This is a genomic window from Janibacter hoylei PVAS-1 (assembly GCF_004025845.1).
In the GTDB taxonomy this organism is placed as follows: Bacteria; Actinomycetota; Actinomycetes; order Actinomycetales; family Dermatophilaceae; genus Janibacter; species Janibacter hoylei.
Genome location: NZ_PIPF01000011.1, coordinates 1 through 17,068 on the forward strand (window position 1 = coordinate 1; position 17,068 = coordinate 17,068).

Below are 17,068 nucleotides of genomic sequence, written 5' to 3' on the forward strand. Positions count from 1 at the left end.
ATCAGACCCAGTGCGGTTCAATGACAGTTACCGCATCCTGTCCGGAGTCATGCATGGAAGCGCAGGGGCGCTCTTCGGTACGCGACGAGACAAGTCCGGACAGGTCACCCACAGACTCGGCATGGATCTCCAACTAGCCCCACTGGCCTTCCACGAAGGCATCGTCTGGTGGCGAGCCCTCCTCGATGAACTTCCGGCGGTGCCGGATCACCCCGACTGGCGCGTGGGACTGTCGAAGGCGACGGACGTGCTCCGTTCCGGCTATTCCGAGGTATTCGCCGCGTGCCGGCGCCTCGACAACAGACTGTGGCCATCCGGTGGCGCTCCACCGAAGCGGCTGGCAGTGCTCGCGCTCTACCCTTCAGACAAGGTCCGCTGGTTCGTACATGACTTGCCCGCTGGACTGCTACGGCCCGCAGAGCTCGCCGAAGAAGAGCCCGAGTGGCTTCCGGACATGATCAGCAGGATGCGCCCCCAGGTTGGAACAGCCGGCGGCCGCCCCGCCACCACGGCTGTACAAGGACTTCGTCTGAAACCAATCCCCGGGCGCAAGCCAGTGCATGAAGCCCACATCCTCCTCCCCGCGGACACCTTTGGAACCCCTGACGAGTACCGGAAAATTGCTTGGCTAGGAAGGAAGGAGAACACTTGATCCCAATGGCGGCTCGCCGCCCTCCGGTCAAGAGCGCTGGACCGTGTGATGACTTTCCCTACTGACTCAAGCGGGCCTTCGGCCCGCGCGCCCGCCGCCGGCGGGCGCTCCGGTAGGGACCCCCGCGCTCCGGGCTCGTTCCTCGCCCTCCGCGCACCCCCACCTCCACGCCCTTGGCGACGGCGCCCTGCCATAGGACGAGCCCGGACCATCACCCCGGGCGGGCAACGATCCGAGCTCGTCGAGAACCGGTCAAGGCCGGACTGGTCACGTGGTCCAGGTATGTCCTCCCGGACATGCGGGATCCAAGTGCTCGAGGACGGCGACCTTGACCGAACCTCGCCGAGCTCTTCTCTGCTCCGCTATCGGGGCGATGGACCTCCCTGGTGTTTGGTACCCCCGTGGTACCCCCTTCGCGCACGAAGCCCCTCCCCCGGCACCAAGCGCAGCCCCTGCACCCGCTGCAACCGGGCGTCTGACGACTGCGGTCGTGCTCGTAATGAGAAGGTCGTCGGTTCGATTCCGACAGGCGGCTCACCTGAAGCCCCCGGCCCCCAGTGGCCGGGGGCTTCGTCGTCCCTCTCTTCACACGTATTGCCCTAAGGTTCACGCGGTGAGGCCCATCGGCATGGGTCGACGCACTGCGGGTGCTCCCCCTGGGGGGCCGTACACACCACAGCAGGTCTCCCGCATGCCTAGAGGAGAAAGATGACACAGGAAGCGTCAACGGGGGCGGACACCCGCCCGGATGCGGGCGACGACCGACCCATCACGGTGGCTTCCGTCCCCGGATCGCACGTCTACGTCCGACACATCGCCCACGAGGGGAAGCCCTCGGGCGTGCGGCGGCTCGAGGACCCGGATCCGCAGGCCCCTGAGCGCTCCACGCAGCAGCAGTGGTGGCCACCCGTCATGCTGGACCCTGCGTGGTTGGCCGACGCCGACTACGACTTGCTGCACGTGCATTTTGGCTTCGACGCGCGTGACCCAGCCCAGCTGGACGAGGCGCTGTCCGTCGCTCGTCGGCGAGGAGCGCCGATCGTCTACACCGCCCATGACCTGCGCAACCCACACCACGTGGACAGCACGACGCATGCACGCCAGCTGGACGTGCTCATGCAGCACGCGGACGCCGTCATCACCCTCACTCCCGGGGCAGCCGATGAGATCCGTCGTCGGTGGGCGCGAGACGCCATCGTCCTGCCCCACCCGCACGTCGTCGACCTGCCGACCATGCGGGCCCACCGCACCAGCGACGCGCGCTCCCGCAAAGCTCGTGGTGAGTTCCGCGTCGGGGTGCACGTCAAGAGCCTGCGGGCCAACATGGACCCGCTGGCCGTCCTCCCCGTCCTCGAGGAGACCGTCGCCGACCTGCCGGGCGGGGTGCTGCAGGTCAACGGGCACCGCGACGTGCTCTCCCCCGACGGTGCACGACGCGACGCCGCCCTGACCGACCACCTCGAGACGGCCACGCACCGTGGCCTGGTGGACCTGCGGGTGCACGACTACCTCGACGATGCGGCCCTGTGGGACCTCCTCGGTTCGCTCGACGTCTCGGTGCTGCCCTACCGGTTCGGCACCCACTCGGGGTGGCTGGAGGCGTGCCGGGACCTCGGGACGACGGTCGTGGCGCCGACGTGCGGCTACTACGCCGAGCAGGGTCCGGTCCTGACCTACGAGATGGACGAAGGGAGCTTCGACCCCGAGAGTCTCGCAGCGGCCGTCCGCAGCGCCTACGCACATGGTCCGCTCCCCTCACCCACCGTCGATGAGCGTCGCCGTCAACGCCTGGAGGTCGCGACCGCGCACGAGGACCTTTACCGACGGCTGCTCTCATGAGTCACTGCCGCAGCGGCCTGCGCATCTGCCTGATCGCGTCCAGCCGGTTCCCCGTGCGTGAGCCTTTCGCCGGCGGTCTTGAGGCGCACACGCACGCGCTGGCCAAGGAGCTGCGTCGTCGCGGCCACCACGTCACGCTCTTCGCCCGGTCCGGCTCCGATCCCGACCTGGACGTGCACGAGCTGCCGCTGGCCGTCTACACCCCTGACGACACGGCCCGCCAGGACATCGCCGCCCCACCGGAGGTCTGGATGGAGGAGCACCACGCCTACTTGGGACTCATGCTGGACCTGATGCACGCCGGCCAGGCCCGTTACGATCTCGTGCACAACAACAGCCTCCACCACCTGCCGGTCGCGATGTCGCGGGCCCTCGACATGCCCGTGGTCACTACCCTCCACACGCCGCCCCTGCCGTGGCTGACGTCCGCCGCGCAGTTCGCCGGACCGAACTGTTACTTCGTCGCGGTGAGCGACGCCACTGCTCGGGCCTGGGCGAACGTCGTCCCGAGCATCGCCGTGCCCAACGGGGTCGACCTCGACCACTGGCGGCTGGGTCCGGGCGGGGGCCCGGCCATCTGGTCGGGCCGGATCGTGCCGGAGAAGGCACCTCATCTCGCGATCGCGGCAGCGCGCCGAGCGGGGGTGCCGCTGCGCCTGGCCGGCGAGGTCCTCGACCAGACCTACTACGAGCGCGAGGTCGCGCCCCTGCTCGGCGAGGACGCCGAGTACCTCGGGCACGTGACCCACCGCGAGCTGGCTGACCTGGTCGGCGGTGCGAGCGTCGCCCTCGTCACTCCGGCCTGGGACGAGCCCTTCGGTCTCGTGGCCGCTGAGGCCATGGCGTGCGGGACGCCGGTCGCCGCGTTATCCCGCGGCGGGCTCGCGGATCTGGTCACCGCCGAGACCGGGGTTCTGGCGGACCCGGGTGACGTGCCGGGTCTGGCGAGCGCGGTGCGTGCCGCGCTGACGCTCGACCGGCGACAGGTCCGGCGCCAGGCCGAGGAGCGCCTGTCCCACCGTGCGATGGTCGACGGCTACGAAGGGGTCTACAGCCGGGCTCTGGAGGCTGCAGCCGCGTGATCGGCTACTACGTGCACCACCACGGCTCGGGGCACCTCCACCGGGCCCAGTCCGTCGCGGCCGCGTGGCCTGGTGAGGTGACGGGGTTGTCGACCCTGCCGCGGCCGCCGGGGTGGAGCGGCGACTGGATCCAGCTGGACGACGACGCGCCCGCGGCCGGCCACCCCGACGTCACAGCCGACGGGAACCTGCACTGGGCTCCGGTGGGTCACACCGGACTCTCGAGCCGGATGGCCCGAATCTCGTCCTGGCTGGAGGCCGCCCGTCCGAGCCTGCTCGTGAGCGACCACTCAGTCGAGATCACCCTGCTCGCCCGTCTGCACGGAGTGCGGGTGGTCGCTGTCGTGCTGCCCGGTGACCGTTCCGATCCGGCGCATCTGCTCGGGTACGGCGTGTGCGAGGCTCTCGTGGCGATGTGGCCCGCCACCGCCCGGGTTCACACCGGCCTGCCCCCGGATCTCGTGGCCCGTCTGCGGTGCGTGGGTGGGCTCTCGCGCTTCGCCCCCAGCGAACCCCGGCCGCGACGTGCCGGAGAGGCTCACGTGGCCGTCTTGTGGGGGCGCGGTGGTGACGGCCCCCCGGAGCACGAGCTCGCCACGGCCCGCCGCCGGACTCGTGGCTGGACGTGGACCGTGCTCGGAGGGGACCAGTGGGTGGCCGATCCCTTCGACGTCCTGCTCAACTCCGATGTGGTGATCACCCACGGCGGTCAGAACGCGGTCGCAGAGACCGCCGCCGCGCGCCGTCCCGCGATCGTGCTCCCGCAGGCGCGCCCCTTCGACGAGCAGCTGGCGATGGGGCAGGCCCTGGACGACGACCGGTGGCCGGCCATCGTGTGCCACTCACTGCCGCAGGACAGCTGGCTGACCCTGCTCGAGCGAGCGCGTCGGCTCGACGGCCACAGCTGGCAGGGGTGGTGCGACGGGCATGCCGCCGAGCGGTTCGTCACAGTCCTGCTGGAGGCAGGTGCAGCATGAGCAGTATCACCACGATCACGATCGCCCACGGTCGAGGCCGACACCTGCTCAACCAAGGGCGCACCCTGCAGCAGGGCACCAGTGGCCCGATCGCCGGGTCGTCGTCGCCATGGACGACCCGGCTCACGAGGCGCCGGTAGCCACGTGGTGCAGCTCGGGCGCGACCCTGACGGGCTGCCGTTGGCCGCTGCCCGCAACCTGGGTGCCGTCCGAGCCCGTGAGCTGGGCGCCAACGTCCTGGTCTTCCTGGATGGACGTCGAGTCGCCACCGGTCAGGCACCTGGACGCCATCCTGAGCAACGCCGCGATCTTCCACCGACGGTGGGGCGAGTGGCCGATGACGACCTGGCTCCAAGGCTTCGCGGATCTGGGTCTGCTCGAGTACGTCGACGGTCACTGGCAGCGCGTCGGGTCGGCCTGACTCCTCGGGTGGTCCGGCTGCAGAGACCCGCACGGGCCAGAGGATCAGCCGTCCCAGCGCTCGCGCCACATCTGCTGCGCGTACCCGATCTCGGTGCGGATCGCAGTCATGATCACGTCGGTCACCTCGCGGGCGGCCGCATCGTCCGTGCGACCGGCCCACGCCGACAGGTCGATCGGCTCGCCGACCGACAGGCAGGCGGTGTGGCGGTGCCAGATGTGGTGATGCCCCTGCTGCGGGCCCCAGGTCCCCACGGGTATGACCGGCGCCTGCGGATGACGAAGGGCGAGACGCGCCGCCCCCGTACGGGCCGGCCCCGGCATCCGGTCGGGCTCGGTCGTCAGCTTCCCCTCCGGGTACAGCGCGACGAGCTGACCCTGCTCGAGGCGCTCCGAGGCCGCGTCGAGCGCACCGGCAGCCGCGGCCGAGCCGCGGGCCACCGGGATCTGCCCGGTCGCCCGGGCCAGCGCCCCGACGACCGGCCAGCCGAAGACTTCCTGCATCGCGAGGAAGTGCGGGAAGCGCCTGTGCCCGATCGCCACCCGGGCGACCGCCAGCGGGTCGGTCAGCGTCAGGTGGTTGGCCACGAGGATCACCGGCCCTCGACGAGGCACCGAACCCGCCGTGCGAAAGCGAACACGGTGCGCGACCTTGGCCACGAGCCACACCAGCGCGAAGCCGACGGCATTCTTCACGTGCTGGCGGGGCGAGATCCGTGGCCGCATGGTCACTCCGCGCAGGTCAGCTCGTCGCCGTCCGGCGTCACGCCGGTGAGCCAGTACTGGTCCACCGCCGTGTCGACGCAGGAGTTCTGCCGCATGTAGGCGGTGTGCCCGTCGCCCTCGTGGGTGATGAGCGCGGAGTCGGCGAGCTGCTCATGCAGGCGCTGCGCCCACTCGTACGGCGTCGCCGGGTCGCGGGTGGTGCCGACGACGAGGATCGGGTCGGCCCCCTTCGCGTCGACCTTGTGGGGCGTGTTGGTCGCGTCGACCGGCCACTGCGAGCACGGCGACTCCGACGACAGCTCACGCCCCCAGATCGGGGCGGCCTCGACCGCCTTGTCGACGAGCGCGTCCTGGTCGACGTCCTTTTCGGGACGGTCGAGGCAGTTAACTGCAGGCAGCGCCTCGAGGAGGTTGGAGGCGTACTCGCCGCCCGAGTCGCGCCCGGCGTAGGTGCGGCCGAGCTCGCTGAGCGGCCCCCCGTCACCGTCCTGCGCAGCCTCGAGCGCGTCGGTCAGCTGCGACCACATGCCCTGGTCGTAGAGGGCCTGCGCGATGCCCCACGTCGCCCACCCCTCGGTGAGCTCGATGCCCGCCGAGGCCGGTAGGGGCTGCTCGTCGAGCTCTTCGAGCAGGTCCTGCACGCTCGTCACGACGGCGTCGACGCTCGACCCGAGCGGGCAGTCGTCGTCGACGCAGTCCTGCGCCCACGCCTTGGTCGCGGTGTCGAAGCCCTTGGCCTGGCCGATGACGACCTCCTCGGACGAGGCGTCCGGCGGGATGACGCCGTCGAGCACGAGCCGGCCGGAGCGGTCGGGGAAGAGCTCGGCGTAGGTGGCCCCGAGATAGGTGCCGTAGGACTTGCCGAGGTAGGTCAGCTTGCCGTCGCCGAGCGCGGCACGCAGCACGTCCATGTCCCGGGCCGCATCGGCCGTGGAGACGTGGCCGAGCAGCTCACCGGTCTTGTCCTCGCAGCCGTCGGCAAACTCCTTCTGCGCCTCGTCGTCCGCGGTCCGCTCGTCGTCGGTGTCGGGCGTGGGGTCCTTGGCCAGGTAGCGGTCCATGCCGGCGTCGTCGAGGCAGTCGACCGGGTGGGAGCGGGCCACGCCGCGCGGGTCGAAGCCGACGACGTCGAAGCTCTTGCGGATCTGGTCGCTCACGACGAAGTCCGCCGCGGCGGCGTACTCGACGCCGGAGCCGCCCGGGCCACCGGGGTTGACGACGAGGGAGCCCGCGGCCTTCCCCTTCGCCTTGATCCGCAGGACGGCGATCTTGATCGTCTCGCCGTCGGGGTCGTCGTAGTCCATCGGCACCTCGAGCTCGGCGCACTCGCCGTCACCACGCTCGCACTCGCCCCACTGCAGGTCCTGCTCGTAGTACCGCTCCAGGCCCGTCGTACCGGCGGGCGGCTGCCGGTCCCCCGGCGTCAGCCCGCTCGGCTCCGGGCCGGGGTCGAGCAGGGAGCAGCCGGCCAGCGGCAGCATCAGTGCCGACACGGCGGCGACGACGCGGAGGGGGCGTGACCGGCGAGAGCTCATGCCCCGACGCTACCTGCGGGTGGGCAGCTGCACGGAGACCGCCATCGCCTCGAGCGCGAGCAGCGGCGCGACGTTGGCGGCGATCCGCTCACGCGCCGTGGCGATCGCCTCCATCGCCCCGAGCAGGCCTTCGCTGGTGAAGGCGTGCGCGACCTCCTCGACGACCGGGCGCGCGTCCTCGTTGACGAGGGCGACCGGCGAGCCGGAGCGGACGACGAGGGCGTCGCGGTAGACCGAGAGCAGGTCGACGAGCGCCCGGTCGACCATGTCGCGGGTGAAGCGGGTCGCCCGCGTCTTGTGCTCCTTGTCCAGCGCCGTCACCTGCGCGCGGATGTGCGGTGGCTGCGTCCGCGCGCTCGGGTCGGCCCCGAGGGTCTCGAGGAGGCGCTGCTTCTCGGCCGCGGCACGCGAGTCGAGCGTGCGGTCACGCTCCTCCTCGGCGATGTGCAGCAGGTCGGCGGCCGCGCCCACGGCGTCGGAGACCCCCCGGATCCGCGCCGCCATGGCGATCGTGTCGCGACGTCGGATGCGCGCACCCTCGTCGGTCGCCAGCCGCTTGGCCAGCCCGATGTGGCTCTGCGCGGCGCGGGCGGCGTAGGTCGCCATGCCGGGGTCGATGCCGTCGCGACGCTGCAGCAGGGCCGAGACCTCGGCGACCGGAGGGGTGCGCAGCCGGACGTGCCGCGAGCGGGAGCGCACGGTGATGAGCACGTCCTCCAGGCTCGGGGCGCACAGCAGCCACACCGTGCGCGGCGTCGGCTCCTCGAGTGCCTTGAGCAGGGCATTGCCCGACTGCTCGGTCAACCGGTCGGCGTCCTCGACGAGGATGATCCGGTAGCGGCCCACGCTCGGCGAGCGACCGGCGAGCTGGACGAGGTCGCGCGTGGCCGCGACACCGATCGACAGCGCCTCCGTCGCGAGCACGTCGACGTCCGCGTGCGTGCCGTCGACCGCCGTGCGGCACTCGCGGCACTCGCCGCACCCACCGCTCGGGCAGAGCAGGGCACCGGCGAAGGCGCGCGCCGCCGTCGAGCGGCCCGACCCCGGCGGCCCGGTGAAGAGCCAGGCGTGCGTCATCGCGGACGGGTCCGACACGGCCCGGGTGAGCGTCGCGATCGTCTCGCTCTGGCCGACCACGTCACGCCAGATCGGTGCCGCTGCGCCTGCCGGAGCCGCGGTCACAGCAGGCCGTCCGCGACGAGGCGGGCCCGCACCTGATCCGCGACGGCCTCCGGCGCTGCGGTGCCGTCGACGACGAGGTAGCGGTCTGGTGCCGCATCGGCCAGCGCGAGGAAGCGCTCCCGCACCGCCGTGTGGAAGGCGTCGGCCTCCGACTCCATCCGGTCGTGGCTGCCACCGCGACGGCGCCGCCCTTCGGCCGGGTCGACGTCCACGACGACCGTGAGGTCCGGGGTGAGCCCACCGACCGCCCAGCCCTGCAGCTGCGCCACCTCGTCGACCCCCAGCGTGCGCCCGGCCCCCTGGTAGGCCACCGACGAGTCGACGTAGCGGTCGGTGACGACGACCGCTCCGCGGGCGAGCGAAGGGAGGACCACCTCCGCCACGTGCTGCGCCTTGTCGGCCGCGAAGACCAGCGCCTCTGCGCGCGGCGTGATCGCCTCCCCGTGCAGCACGAGGTCGCGCAGGGCGGCGCCCAGCGCCGTCCCGCCTGGCTGGCGGGTCACGACGACCTCGCGCCCCGCGGCCTCGAGGGCCGCGACGAGGTGCCGCACCTGCGTCGACTTGCCCGCGCCGTCGCCCCCTTCGAAGGCGATGAAGTACCCACTGTCCGTCACGCCGTCGACCCTATGGCACCGCCCCGACACGGTCCTGCGGCCGTCCCCACCCGGTGGGCCTATCGTCGGGCGCATGACCTTCAGCGACGAGACCGCACGAGCCCTGACCACCCGCGCGCTGACCGCGCAGACCGACGGCCGCGTCCCGGGGCTCGTCGCCGGCGTCGCGCGTGACGGCCGGCTGGAGTGGTCCACGGGCATCGGCACGATCGACCTCGCGACCCCGGGCGAGGCACCCGACGCGGACACGCAGTACCCCGTGGCGAGCAACTCCAAGACCTTCACGGCCGTCGCGATCATGGCGCTGCGCGACGAGGGCCGGCTCGACCTCGACGACACGGTCGAGCAGCACCTCGCGGACTCCGCCCACGCCCGCGTGACGATCCGCCAGCTGCTCTCGCACACCTCCGGCATGCAGCGCGAACCCGTCGGCGACGTCTTCGACACCATGGTCATGCCCTCCCGCGAGGAGATGCTCGCCGGCTGGTCGCAGGCCGAGCGCGTCGGGCGGCCGCACGACCGCTGGCACTACTCCAACCTCGCCTACGCCGTCCTCGGCGAGATCATCGGGCGCCTCGACGGGTGCACCTGGGAGGAGTCGATCCGGCGGCGCATCCTCGACCCGCTCGAGATGACCCGCACCGGCACCGTCCCCTCCGGCCGCCGGGCGAAGGGGTACTACGTCCCGCCCTTCGCAGACGTCCCGGTCGAGGAGCCGGTCTTCGACGCGGCCGCGATGGACCCGGCCGGCGGTCTGCGGTCGACCGCCACCGACATGGCGCGCTGGGGCGGCTTCGTGGCCGACCCGGTCGACGAGGTGCTCTCCCCCGACACGCTGGAGGAGATGTGCCAGCCGCAGGTCATGGCCGACGTGACGGGGTGGACCTCCGCGTGGGGGCTGGGCTTCCAGCTCGTGCGGCACGAAGGGCGCACCTGGGTGGGGCACACCGGCGGCTGGCCCGGCTCGATCACCGGCGTCTTCACCGAGCGTCCCACTGCCACAACGGGACTGATCCTCATGAACAACTCCGCCCCCGTCCCTCCTGCGGCCGCCGCCATCGAGCTCGGGACGATCGCGATCGAGCGCGAGCCGGTGCAGCCCGAGCCCTGGCAGCCCGGGACCGAGCTGCCCGACGAGCTCGTCCCGCTGCTCGGGCACTGGTACTCCGAGGGGACCCACTTCGTGCTGTCGGTGCGCGAGGGCCGGCTCGAAGCGCGGGTGGCCGGCCAGCCCAAGGAGATGCCGCCCTCGGTCTTCGAGGCCGAGGCCACCGACCGCTACCGCACGGTGTCGGGCCGCGAGCGCGGCGAGCTGCTGCGGGTCACCCGCGATGCCTCCGGCACCGTCACCCACCTCAACTGGGCCACCTACCGCTTCACCCGCGAGCCCCTGGCCTTCGGCCAGTGGCTCTGACCGCCCCCGACTGCGCATTTCCCTAGGGAAATGCGCAGTGGAGGGGTCGGCCAGAGCGAGCAGGCGACGGGGGCGTCAGGCGAAGTGCTTGCGCAGCTCCCGGTTGAGGATCTTGCCGGTGGCATTGCGCGGCAGCTCGTCCATGAAGACGACCTCGCGGGGGATGCAGTGCCGGGCGCGGTGGGCCCGCACGTGCTCCCTGACCTCGTCACCGGTGAGGGTGTGCCCGTCGTTGAGCGCGACGAAGACCGCGAGCCGCTGGCCGAAGTCGTCGTCGGGGACGCCGATGGCGGAGACCTCACGCACCGCGGGGTGCTCGGCGAGCAGCCCCTCGACCTCGATCGGGTAGACGTTTTCGCCACCGCTGACGATCATGTCGTCGTCGCGACCATCGACGAAGTAGAGGTCGCCCTCGAGGTGCCCCATGTCCCCCGTCGAGACGAGCCCGTCGATGAAGTCCTTGGTGTTGCCGTTGGTGTAGCCGTCGAACACGAGCTCGTTGCCGCAGAAGATCCGACCCTTCTCCCCCGCCGGCACCTCGCGACCGTCCTCGTCGAGGATCCGCACGACCGTCCCCAGGGGCGGTGTACCCGCCGTGTTGGGGTGGCGGCGCATGTCGGCGGGCGTCGCGATGCACACCCAGGACGCCTCGGTGGACCCGTAGAGGTTGTAGAGCACGTCGCCGTACTCGTCCATGAACTTCGTCGTGAAGCCCGAGGGGTAGGCCGACCCGGAGGTCGCGACGACGCGCAGCCTGCGCCGGGAGCGGGCCGCGGGGTCGCTCGGCAGCTCCATCATCCGCTGGAGCATGACCGGGATGGCAAACATGGCGTCGGGCTGCAGCTCCTCGAGCGCCGCCCGCGCCGCCTCGGGCTTGAAGCGCCGCTGCAGGATGATCGTCGCGCGCAGCGCCATCGACAGCTGCATCGCCGCGTAGCCCCAGGTGTGGAAGATCGGCGCGGAGATGAGGATCCGGTCGTGGGCGCGCAGGGGGATCCGGTCGATGATCGAGATGAGCGGGCCGAAACCACCGGGAGTCTTGCGGGCCGCTCCCTTCGGCGTCCCGGTCGTGCCGGAGGTGAGGATGATCGTGCGGCCGCCCTTGGTCGGCACCGGCAGCGCCTGGGGGCGGGGCGCCTGCTCGACCCGCCGAGCCAGCTCGGTCTCGGTGATGCGAGGCATCTCCTGCGGCAGGTGCGAGACCACCTCGGCGAACTCGTCGTCGTGGATGAGTGCCTTGATGCCCTGCTGCTCGGCGACGACGGCGAACTGCGGCCCGGCCAGCCCGGTGTTGCCCAGGACGAGGTCGACCCCGATCGCGGAGGTCGCCGTCATGACCTCGATGGCCTGCACGTGGTTGCGGGCGAGCAGGCCGATCCGGTCACCGGGGCCGAAGCCCATCTCGGTGAGGATCGTCGAGATCTTCTCGGAGTTGGCGAGCAGCTCGGCGTAGGTCGTGGCGCCCCGGGTCTCGTCGATGACCGCGACGGTCTTCGGCGAGCGGTTGGCGGCCTGGCGCAACTCGCCCGCGAGGCCGAAGCCCCACTTCTTCAGGGCGGTGAGCTGCTTGACCTGGGCGGCCGGCGGCCCGGGGGTGAGCATCCCGCGCTTGGCCATGGTCTTGGCGACGATCAGGGGGTTCATCGGTATCAGGCCTTCGGGATGTCGAAGAGGGTGGGGAACTTGGCGGCCGTGGCGATGTCGCCCTTGACCTTGATCTTGCCGCGCATGACGAGCATCGTCGGGTTGCCTCGGCCGGTGACCATCTTGAGGAACTCCGGCGGCGCCATCATGAGCGAGGTGTCGTACCGCTCACCCGGCTCGGGCGAGACCGCACACGTGCCGTCGTCGACGACGATCTCGTAGGTGTCGTGCGGGTGGTCGTCCGGCCCGCCGGTGATACGGAACTGGATCGTGCTGCTCACGCCTGCGGCCCGCTCCGGGCGGAAGAGCTCCGGGAAACGCTCGAAGATCGCGTCGAGGATCGGCGTGCGCAGCTCGCCGCTCATGACCTCCGAGACCTCCTTGTCGGACATCTGCTTGGCGGTCTGGGCAAACTCTTCGGGCGTCATCGACGCAAAGGTCGACGGGTCCAGGTCCATGCGGGCAGCTCCTTCGGTGCGGTTTCCCGGACCATACCCACGAGTAACGAAGGCGGCAACGGGTGCGACCAGGGGCCGGACGCCCTTCAGGACTTCTTGGCGCTCGCCTTCTTCGCCGCGGTCTTCTTCGCCGTCGCCTTCTTGGCCGTCTTCTTGGTCGCCTTCTTCGCGGTCTTCTTCGCCGACTTCTTGCGGGTCGTGGGGCCCTTGGCCCGCTTCTCGGCGATGAGCTCGTAGGCTCGCTCCGCGGTCAGCGTCTCCGGCTCGTCACCGCGACGGAGCGTGGCATTCGTCTCACCGTCGGTGACGTAGGGGCCGAAGCGACCGTCCTTGACGACGACCTTCTTGCCGCTCACCGGGTCCTCGCCGAACTCCGCGAGCGGCGGCTTGGCCGCGGCGCGGCCCCGCTGATTGGGCTGGGCGTAGATCGCGAGCGCTTCCTCGAGGGTCATCGTGAAGAGCTGCTCCTCGGTCTCGATGGAGCGCGAGTCGGTGCCCTTCTTCAGGTACGGGCCGTAGCGGCCGTTCTGCGCGGTGATCGGCACCTCGACGGACTTCTCCGTGCCGTCCTCACCGGTGGTGGTCTCGGTGACCGTGCCGATGGTGCGCGGCAGCGAGAGGAGCTTCAGCGCCTGCTCGAGGTCGACCGTCGAGGGGTCCATGCTCTTGAAGAGCGAGGCCGTGCGCGGCTTGACCTTGGCCTTGCCGCGCTTGGGCTTGTCGTCGGCCGACTCCTCGAGCACCTCGGTGACGTAGGGTCCGTAGCGACCGTTCTTGACGACGACGTCGCGGCCGGTCTCGGGGTCCTGGCCCAGGACCCGACCGTCGTCGGCGGCAGCGGCGAGGAACTCGCGCGCCATCGCTGGCGTGAGCTCGTCGGGCGCCACATCGTCGGTGATCGTCGCCCGCTTGGGCGCCGGCGTCGTGTTCGTCTCGTCGGTCACCTCGCCGGTGGCGGGGTCGACCCCCTTCGGCACGACCTCCTCGACGTACGGGCCGTAGCGACCGACCCGCACGACGATGCCGTCGCCGATGTCGATGGTCGAGATCGCCCGTGCGTCGATGTCACCGAGGTCGGCGACGAGGCTCTGCAGGCCCTCGTTGCCCCCTTCGCTGCCGTAGTAGAAGCGCTGCAGCCAGGCCACGCGCTCGGCGGAGCCGGAGGCGATCTCGTCGAGGTCCTCCTCCATCGACGCCGTGAAGCGGTAGTCGACCAGGCGACCGAAGTGCACCTCCATGAGGCGGGTCACCGCGAAGGCGAGCCATGTCGGGACGAGCGCGCTGCCCTTCTTGCGGACGTAGCCGCGGTCCTGGATGGTGCTGATCGTCGAGGCGTAGGTGGAGGGGCGGCCGATGCCGAGCTCCTCCATCTTCTTCACGAGGGAGGCCTCGGTGTAGCGGGCCGGCGGCGACGTCTCGTGGCCGGAGGGGGTCGCGTCGACGACGTCGACGGTCGCGCCCTCGGCGAGCTTCGGCAGGCGGGCCTCGCCGTCCTTCTTCGCCTCGCGGGGCTCGTCCGTGCCCTCCTCGTAGGCGGCGAGGAAGCCCTTGAAGGTGATGACCGTGCCCGAGGCGGAGTACTCAGCGGCAGAGGCGACCTCGCAGCCACCGAGGTCGGCGGCGAGCTTGATCGTGGCGGTGGAACCCTTGGCGTCGGCCATCTGCGAGGCGATCGTCCGCTTCCAGATCAGCTCGTAGAGCTTGAACTCGTCGCCGCGCAGCTCACCGGCCACCTGGGCCGGGGTGCGGAAGCGGTCACCGGCGGGGCGGATCGCCTCGTGCGCCTCCTGGGCGTTCTTGGCCTTCTTGCCGTAGACGCGCGGCTGCTCCGGCACGAAGTCGGCGCCGTACATGTCCCGGGCCTGCCCACGTGCCGCGGAGATCGCCGAGCCCGACAGGTTGGTGCTGTCGGTACGCATGTAGGTGATGTAGCCGTTCTCGTACAGCTTCTGGGCCACGCCCATGGCCGCCTTGGACCCGAGGCCGAGCTTGCGGCCGGCCTCCTGCTGGAGGGTCGAGGTGGTGAAGGGGGCGTACGGCCGTCGGGTGTAGGGCTTCTCCGTGACGGAGGCGACGGTGACGTCGGCGGCGATCGTCGCCTCGGCGACGGCCGTGGCGGCCCGCTCGTCGAGCTGGCGGGCAGAGCCCTTGAGCGCGCCGGTGTCGTCGAAGTCGGAGCCGGTCGCCACCTTCGTCCCGTCGAGGGAGGCCAGGCGGGCGGCGAAGGGGGCGGAGGTCGAGGAGAAGCTGCCCTCCACGCTCCAGTAGGAGGCGACCTTGAAGGCCATCCGCTCGCGCTCCCGCTCGACGACGATGCGGGTGGCGACGGACTGCACGCGACCGGCGGACAGGCCGGCCTTGACCTTGCGCCACAGGACCGGCGAGACCTCGTACCCGTAGAGACGGTCGAGGATGCGGCGTGACTCCTGCGCGTTGACGAGGTTGATGTCGAGCTCGCGGGTGTCCTCGACGGCCCGCTGGATGGCCTCCTTGGTGATCTCGTGGAAGACCATCCGCTTGACGGGGACCTTGGGCTTGAGCGTCTCGAGGAGGTGCCAGGCGATGGCCTCACCCTCGCGGTCCTCATCGGTGGCGAGGTAGAGGGTGTCGGCGTCCTTGAGCAGGCGCTTGAGCTCGGCGACCTTCTTCTTCTTGTCCGGGTCGACGACGTAGAAGGGCTCGAAGCCCTCCTCGATGTTGATCCCGAAGCGCCCGAAGGGGCCCTTCTTCATCTCGGCGGGCATCTCCGAGGGGGTCGGGATGTCGCGGATGTGACCCACCGATGCCTCGACGGCGAAGTCGGCGCCAAGGTACCCGGCGATCGTCTTGGCCTTGGCGGGTGACTCCACGATGACGAGCTTGCTGGCCATGTGTGCCTCGTTTCCTGATCCCACGTGCAGCGGATTCGTCGCTGCTTCGACGTCGGGCTCTTCTGGCGCCGACCGTACACCGAGCTGGGGACTCCCTTCGCACCCCGGGGGGCGGGCCGACGGTCCGCTTGACAGTTAGTTAAAGATACAAGTAATGTCGTGGCCATGACCTCGACCCCGCCCGTCCTCTTCCTCTCGCACGGCGCTCCCCCGCTCGCCGACGACGCGCGCTGGACCGCCGAGCTGGCCCGCTGGTCCGCCGAGATCGAGCGCCCCAAGGACATCCTCATGGTGTCCGCCCACTGGGAGGACGCCCCCGTCACCGTCAGCCCCAGCCAGCGCAAGGTGCCGCTGACCTACGACTTCCGGGGCTTCCCCGAGCGGTACTACCGGGTGCAGTACGACGCGCCCCTGGCTCCCGACCTCGCCGACGAGGTCTCCGCCCTCCTCAAGCCGAAGGGGGTCGACGTCCAGCGCGACGAGACCCGCGGGCTCGACCACGGCGCCTACGTGCCCCTCGTCGAGATGTACCCCGACGCCGACGTGCCCGTGCTGCAGATGTCGATGCCGACGCTCGACCCGCACGAGCTGCTCGAGCTCGGCCGCGCCCTCGCCCCGCTGCGCGACCAGGGCACGCTCATCGTCGGCTCCGGCTTCACGACGCACAACCTGCGCTGGTTCAACCCGCGGGCCGGTGCCGACTCCACGCCGCCGACCGCGTCGAGCGAGTTCGACCACTGGGCCGCCGAGACCGTCGCCGCAGGCGACGTCGACTCCCTCGCGCGGATGTTCGAGCTCGCCCCCGCCGGCCACGAGGCGCACCCGCGCACCGAGCACTGGGCCCCGCTCTACATCGCGATGGGTGCGGCCGAGGCGTCGGGCGCCAGCGAGCGGCGGACGACCGTCGAGGGCTTCTGGTACGGCCTGTCGAAGCGCTCCTGGCAGTTCAGCTGACCGGGGAGGGCTCCCCGTCGTGCTGCCGGCCGCCCGTCGCTAGGCTCGTCGGCAGAGCGTCCGGCGCCACGGCCGGCCCACGAAGGGGAGGACCCACCCATGAAGAAGCTCGCCACCGTCTTCGCCGCCAGCGCGCTGGCCCTCGGCCTGAGCGCTTGCGGCAGCAGCCCGGAGGAGGACGCCGAGAAGGCCGTGACCGACTTCGCCCAGGCCTTCGAGGACAAGGACTACGAAAAGGTCTGCGACGCCATCGACCCCGAGATGGTCAAGACGATGGAGCAGGGCGGCATGAAGTGCGCCGAGGGCATGGAGGAGGGCGGCGACGAGATGGCCGAGGAGGCCAACGCCGACGACATCGAGATCCTCTCCTCCACCGTCTCCGATGACGAGAAGACCGCCACTGTCAAGGTGAAGAACGCCAAGGGCGAGGAAAACGACGTCAAGCTCAAGAAGGTCGACGACGAGTGGAAGATCACGATGGGCGCCTGACCTCGGGCAACCCGTCGAACCCTCCCTCCGCACGAGCTCACGCTCCTGCGGAGGGAGGGTTCTTCCGTGTCCAGGCACCCGCGCCGTTCCCTCAGAGTCCGCCCGCTGCGCGGACTCCCCGCGCCCCCTGCCCTTCGAGACGGTCGCCCGCTGCGCAGACTCCCACCTCAGGACCCGGAGGCCGCCTACGGCCGCTACCCGACCCGCCCCCT

At 70.9% G+C, this 17,068-nt stretch carries 15 protein-coding genes; 8 read left to right on the forward strand and 7 right to left on the reverse strand.

Going from position 1 to position 17,068, the window contains the following annotated elements:
* The 5 genes from CWN80_RS12020 to CWN80_RS12040 form a co-directional block, all read left to right on the forward strand.
* Window positions 1-652, forward strand: a 652-nt coding sequence (locus CWN80_RS12020; protein ID WP_238148224.1) for a hypothetical protein, incomplete at its 5' end; no start/stop codon positions are given.
* Between the two features lie 774 nt (window positions 653-1,426).
* Complete coding sequence (locus CWN80_RS12025; protein WP_007929662.1) at window positions 1,427-2,491, forward strand: glycosyltransferase; 1,065 nt, start codon at window positions 1,427-1,429, stop codon at window positions 2,489-2,491.
* Window positions 2,488-3,573: a glycosyltransferase family 4 protein gene (locus tag CWN80_RS12030; RefSeq protein WP_007929664.1), complete on the forward strand. Its 1,086-nt coding sequence runs from the start codon at window positions 2,488-2,490 to the stop codon at window positions 3,571-3,573. The genes CWN80_RS12025 and CWN80_RS12030 overlap by 4 nt, the downstream gene beginning before the upstream one ends.
* Complete coding sequence (locus CWN80_RS12035) at window positions 3,570-4,550, forward strand: glycosyltransferase (protein ID WP_007929665.1); 981 nt, start codon at window positions 3,570-3,572, stop codon at window positions 4,548-4,550. Before CWN80_RS12030 ends, CWN80_RS12035 begins: the two co-directional genes overlap by 4 nt.
* Window positions 4,551-4,800: 250 nt before the next feature.
* The gene (locus CWN80_RS12040) at window positions 4,801-4,971 is read left to right on the forward strand and encodes a hypothetical protein (RefSeq protein WP_007929667.1); all 171 of its coding nucleotides are present in this window, start codon (window positions 4,801-4,803) and stop codon (window positions 4,969-4,971) included.
* Window positions 4,972-5,015: 44 nt separating this feature from the next.
* Here the strand turns inward: CWN80_RS12040 and CWN80_RS12045 are convergent, their stop codons facing one another.
* The 4 genes from CWN80_RS12045 to tmk are packed head-to-tail and all read right to left on the reverse strand — an operon-like array spanning window position 5,016 to window position 9,027.
* Window positions 5,016-5,696, reverse strand: coding sequence for a lysophospholipid acyltransferase family protein (locus CWN80_RS12045; RefSeq protein ID WP_040881740.1), 681 nt, complete (start codon window positions 5,694-5,696; stop codon window positions 5,016-5,018).
* 2 nt (window positions 5,697-5,698) lie between these two features.
* Window positions 5,699-7,231: an alpha/beta hydrolase gene (locus CWN80_RS12050; RefSeq protein WP_128277353.1), complete on the reverse strand. Its 1,533-nt coding sequence runs from the start codon at window positions 7,229-7,231 to the stop codon at window positions 5,699-5,701.
* Between the two features lie 9 nt (window positions 7,232-7,240).
* Complete coding sequence (locus tag CWN80_RS12055; RefSeq protein ID WP_007929675.1) at window positions 7,241-8,413, reverse strand: DNA polymerase III subunit delta'; 1,173 nt, start codon at window positions 8,411-8,413, stop codon at window positions 7,241-7,243.
* Window positions 8,410-9,027 carry a dTMP kinase gene (gene tmk / locus CWN80_RS12060; protein ID WP_007929676.1) on the reverse strand — a complete coding sequence of 206 codons (618 nt, stop codon included), beginning with the start codon at window positions 9,025-9,027 and terminating at the stop codon, window positions 8,410-8,412. Before tmk ends, CWN80_RS12055 begins: the two co-directional genes overlap by 4 nt.
* A gap of 73 nt (window positions 9,028-9,100) precedes the next feature.
* Here tmk and CWN80_RS12065 point away from each other — a divergent pair, with 73 nt between their 5' ends.
* On the forward strand, window positions 9,101-10,441 hold the full coding sequence (locus CWN80_RS12065) for a serine hydrolase domain-containing protein (protein WP_007929677.1): 1,341 nt from the start codon (window positions 9,101-9,103) through the stop codon (window positions 10,439-10,441).
* A 75-nt stretch (window positions 10,442-10,516) separates the two neighbouring features.
* Here the strand turns inward: CWN80_RS12065 and CWN80_RS12070 are convergent, their stop codons facing one another.
* The 3 genes from CWN80_RS12070 to topA form a co-directional block, all read right to left on the reverse strand.
* Window positions 10,517-12,085 (reverse strand): AMP-binding protein, encoded by a 1,569-nt coding sequence (locus tag CWN80_RS12070; RefSeq protein WP_128277355.1) that lies wholly within the window; start codon window positions 12,083-12,085, stop codon window positions 10,517-10,519.
* A gap of 5 nt (window positions 12,086-12,090) precedes the next feature.
* Entirely contained in the window at window positions 12,091-12,543 is a 453-nt protein-coding gene (locus CWN80_RS12075; RefSeq protein WP_007929680.1) for an SCP2 sterol-binding domain-containing protein, read from the reverse strand.
* An 86-nt stretch (window positions 12,544-12,629) separates the two neighbouring features.
* Entirely contained in the window at window positions 12,630-15,413 is a 2,784-nt protein-coding gene (topA, locus tag CWN80_RS12080) for a type I DNA topoisomerase (protein WP_128277356.1), read from the reverse strand.
* Window positions 15,414-15,578: 165 nt separating this feature from the next.
* Here topA and CWN80_RS12085 point away from each other — a divergent pair, with 165 nt between their 5' ends.
* Together CWN80_RS12085 and CWN80_RS12090 are read left to right on the forward strand one after the other, a co-directional pair.
* On the forward strand, window positions 15,579-16,367 hold the full coding sequence (locus tag CWN80_RS12085; RefSeq protein WP_040881629.1) for a dioxygenase family protein: 789 nt from the start codon (window positions 15,579-15,581) through the stop codon (window positions 16,365-16,367).
* A gap of 99 nt (window positions 16,368-16,466) precedes the next feature.
* The gene (locus tag CWN80_RS12090) at window positions 16,467-16,856 is read left to right on the forward strand and encodes a DUF4878 domain-containing protein (protein WP_007925726.1); all 390 of its coding nucleotides are present in this window, start codon (window positions 16,467-16,469) and stop codon (window positions 16,854-16,856) included.
* The last annotated feature ends 212 nt before the right edge of the window (window positions 16,857-17,068 follow it).

Bases quoted from the DNA above. Each gene is read 5' to 3' on its own strand.
- CWN80_RS12030 (WP_007929664.1), top strand. From the start codon at position 2,488: ATGAGTCACTGCCGCAGCGGCCTGCGCATCTGCCTGATCGCGTCCAGC.
- CWN80_RS12040 (WP_007929667.1), top strand. From the start codon at position 4,801: ATGGACGTCGAGTCGCCACCGGTCAGGCACCTGGACGCCATCCTGAGC.
- CWN80_RS12045 (WP_040881740.1), bottom strand. From the start codon at position 5,696: ATGCGGCCACGGATCTCGCCCCGCCAGCACGTGAAGAATGCCGTCGGC.
- CWN80_RS12050 (WP_128277353.1), bottom strand. From the start codon at position 7,231: ATGAGCTCTCGCCGGTCACGCCCCCTCCGCGTCGTCGCCGCCGTGTCG.
- CWN80_RS12065 (WP_007929677.1), top strand. From the start codon at position 9,101: ATGACCTTCAGCGACGAGACCGCACGAGCCCTGACCACCCGCGCGCTG.
- CWN80_RS12070 (WP_128277355.1), bottom strand. From the start codon at position 12,085: ATGAACCCCCTGATCGTCGCCAAGACCATGGCCAAGCGCGGGATGCTC.
- CWN80_RS12075 (WP_007929680.1), bottom strand. From the start codon at position 12,543: ATGGACCTGGACCCGTCGACCTTTGCGTCGATGACGCCCGAAGAGTTT.
- topA (WP_128277356.1), bottom strand. From the start codon at position 15,413: ATGGCCAGCAAGCTCGTCATCGTGGAGTCACCCGCCAAGGCCAAGACG.
- CWN80_RS12085 (WP_040881629.1), top strand. From the start codon at position 15,579: ATGACCTCGACCCCGCCCGTCCTCTTCCTCTCGCACGGCGCTCCCCCG.
- CWN80_RS12090 (WP_007925726.1), top strand. From the start codon at position 16,467: ATGAAGAAGCTCGCCACCGTCTTCGCCGCCAGCGCGCTGGCCCTCGGC.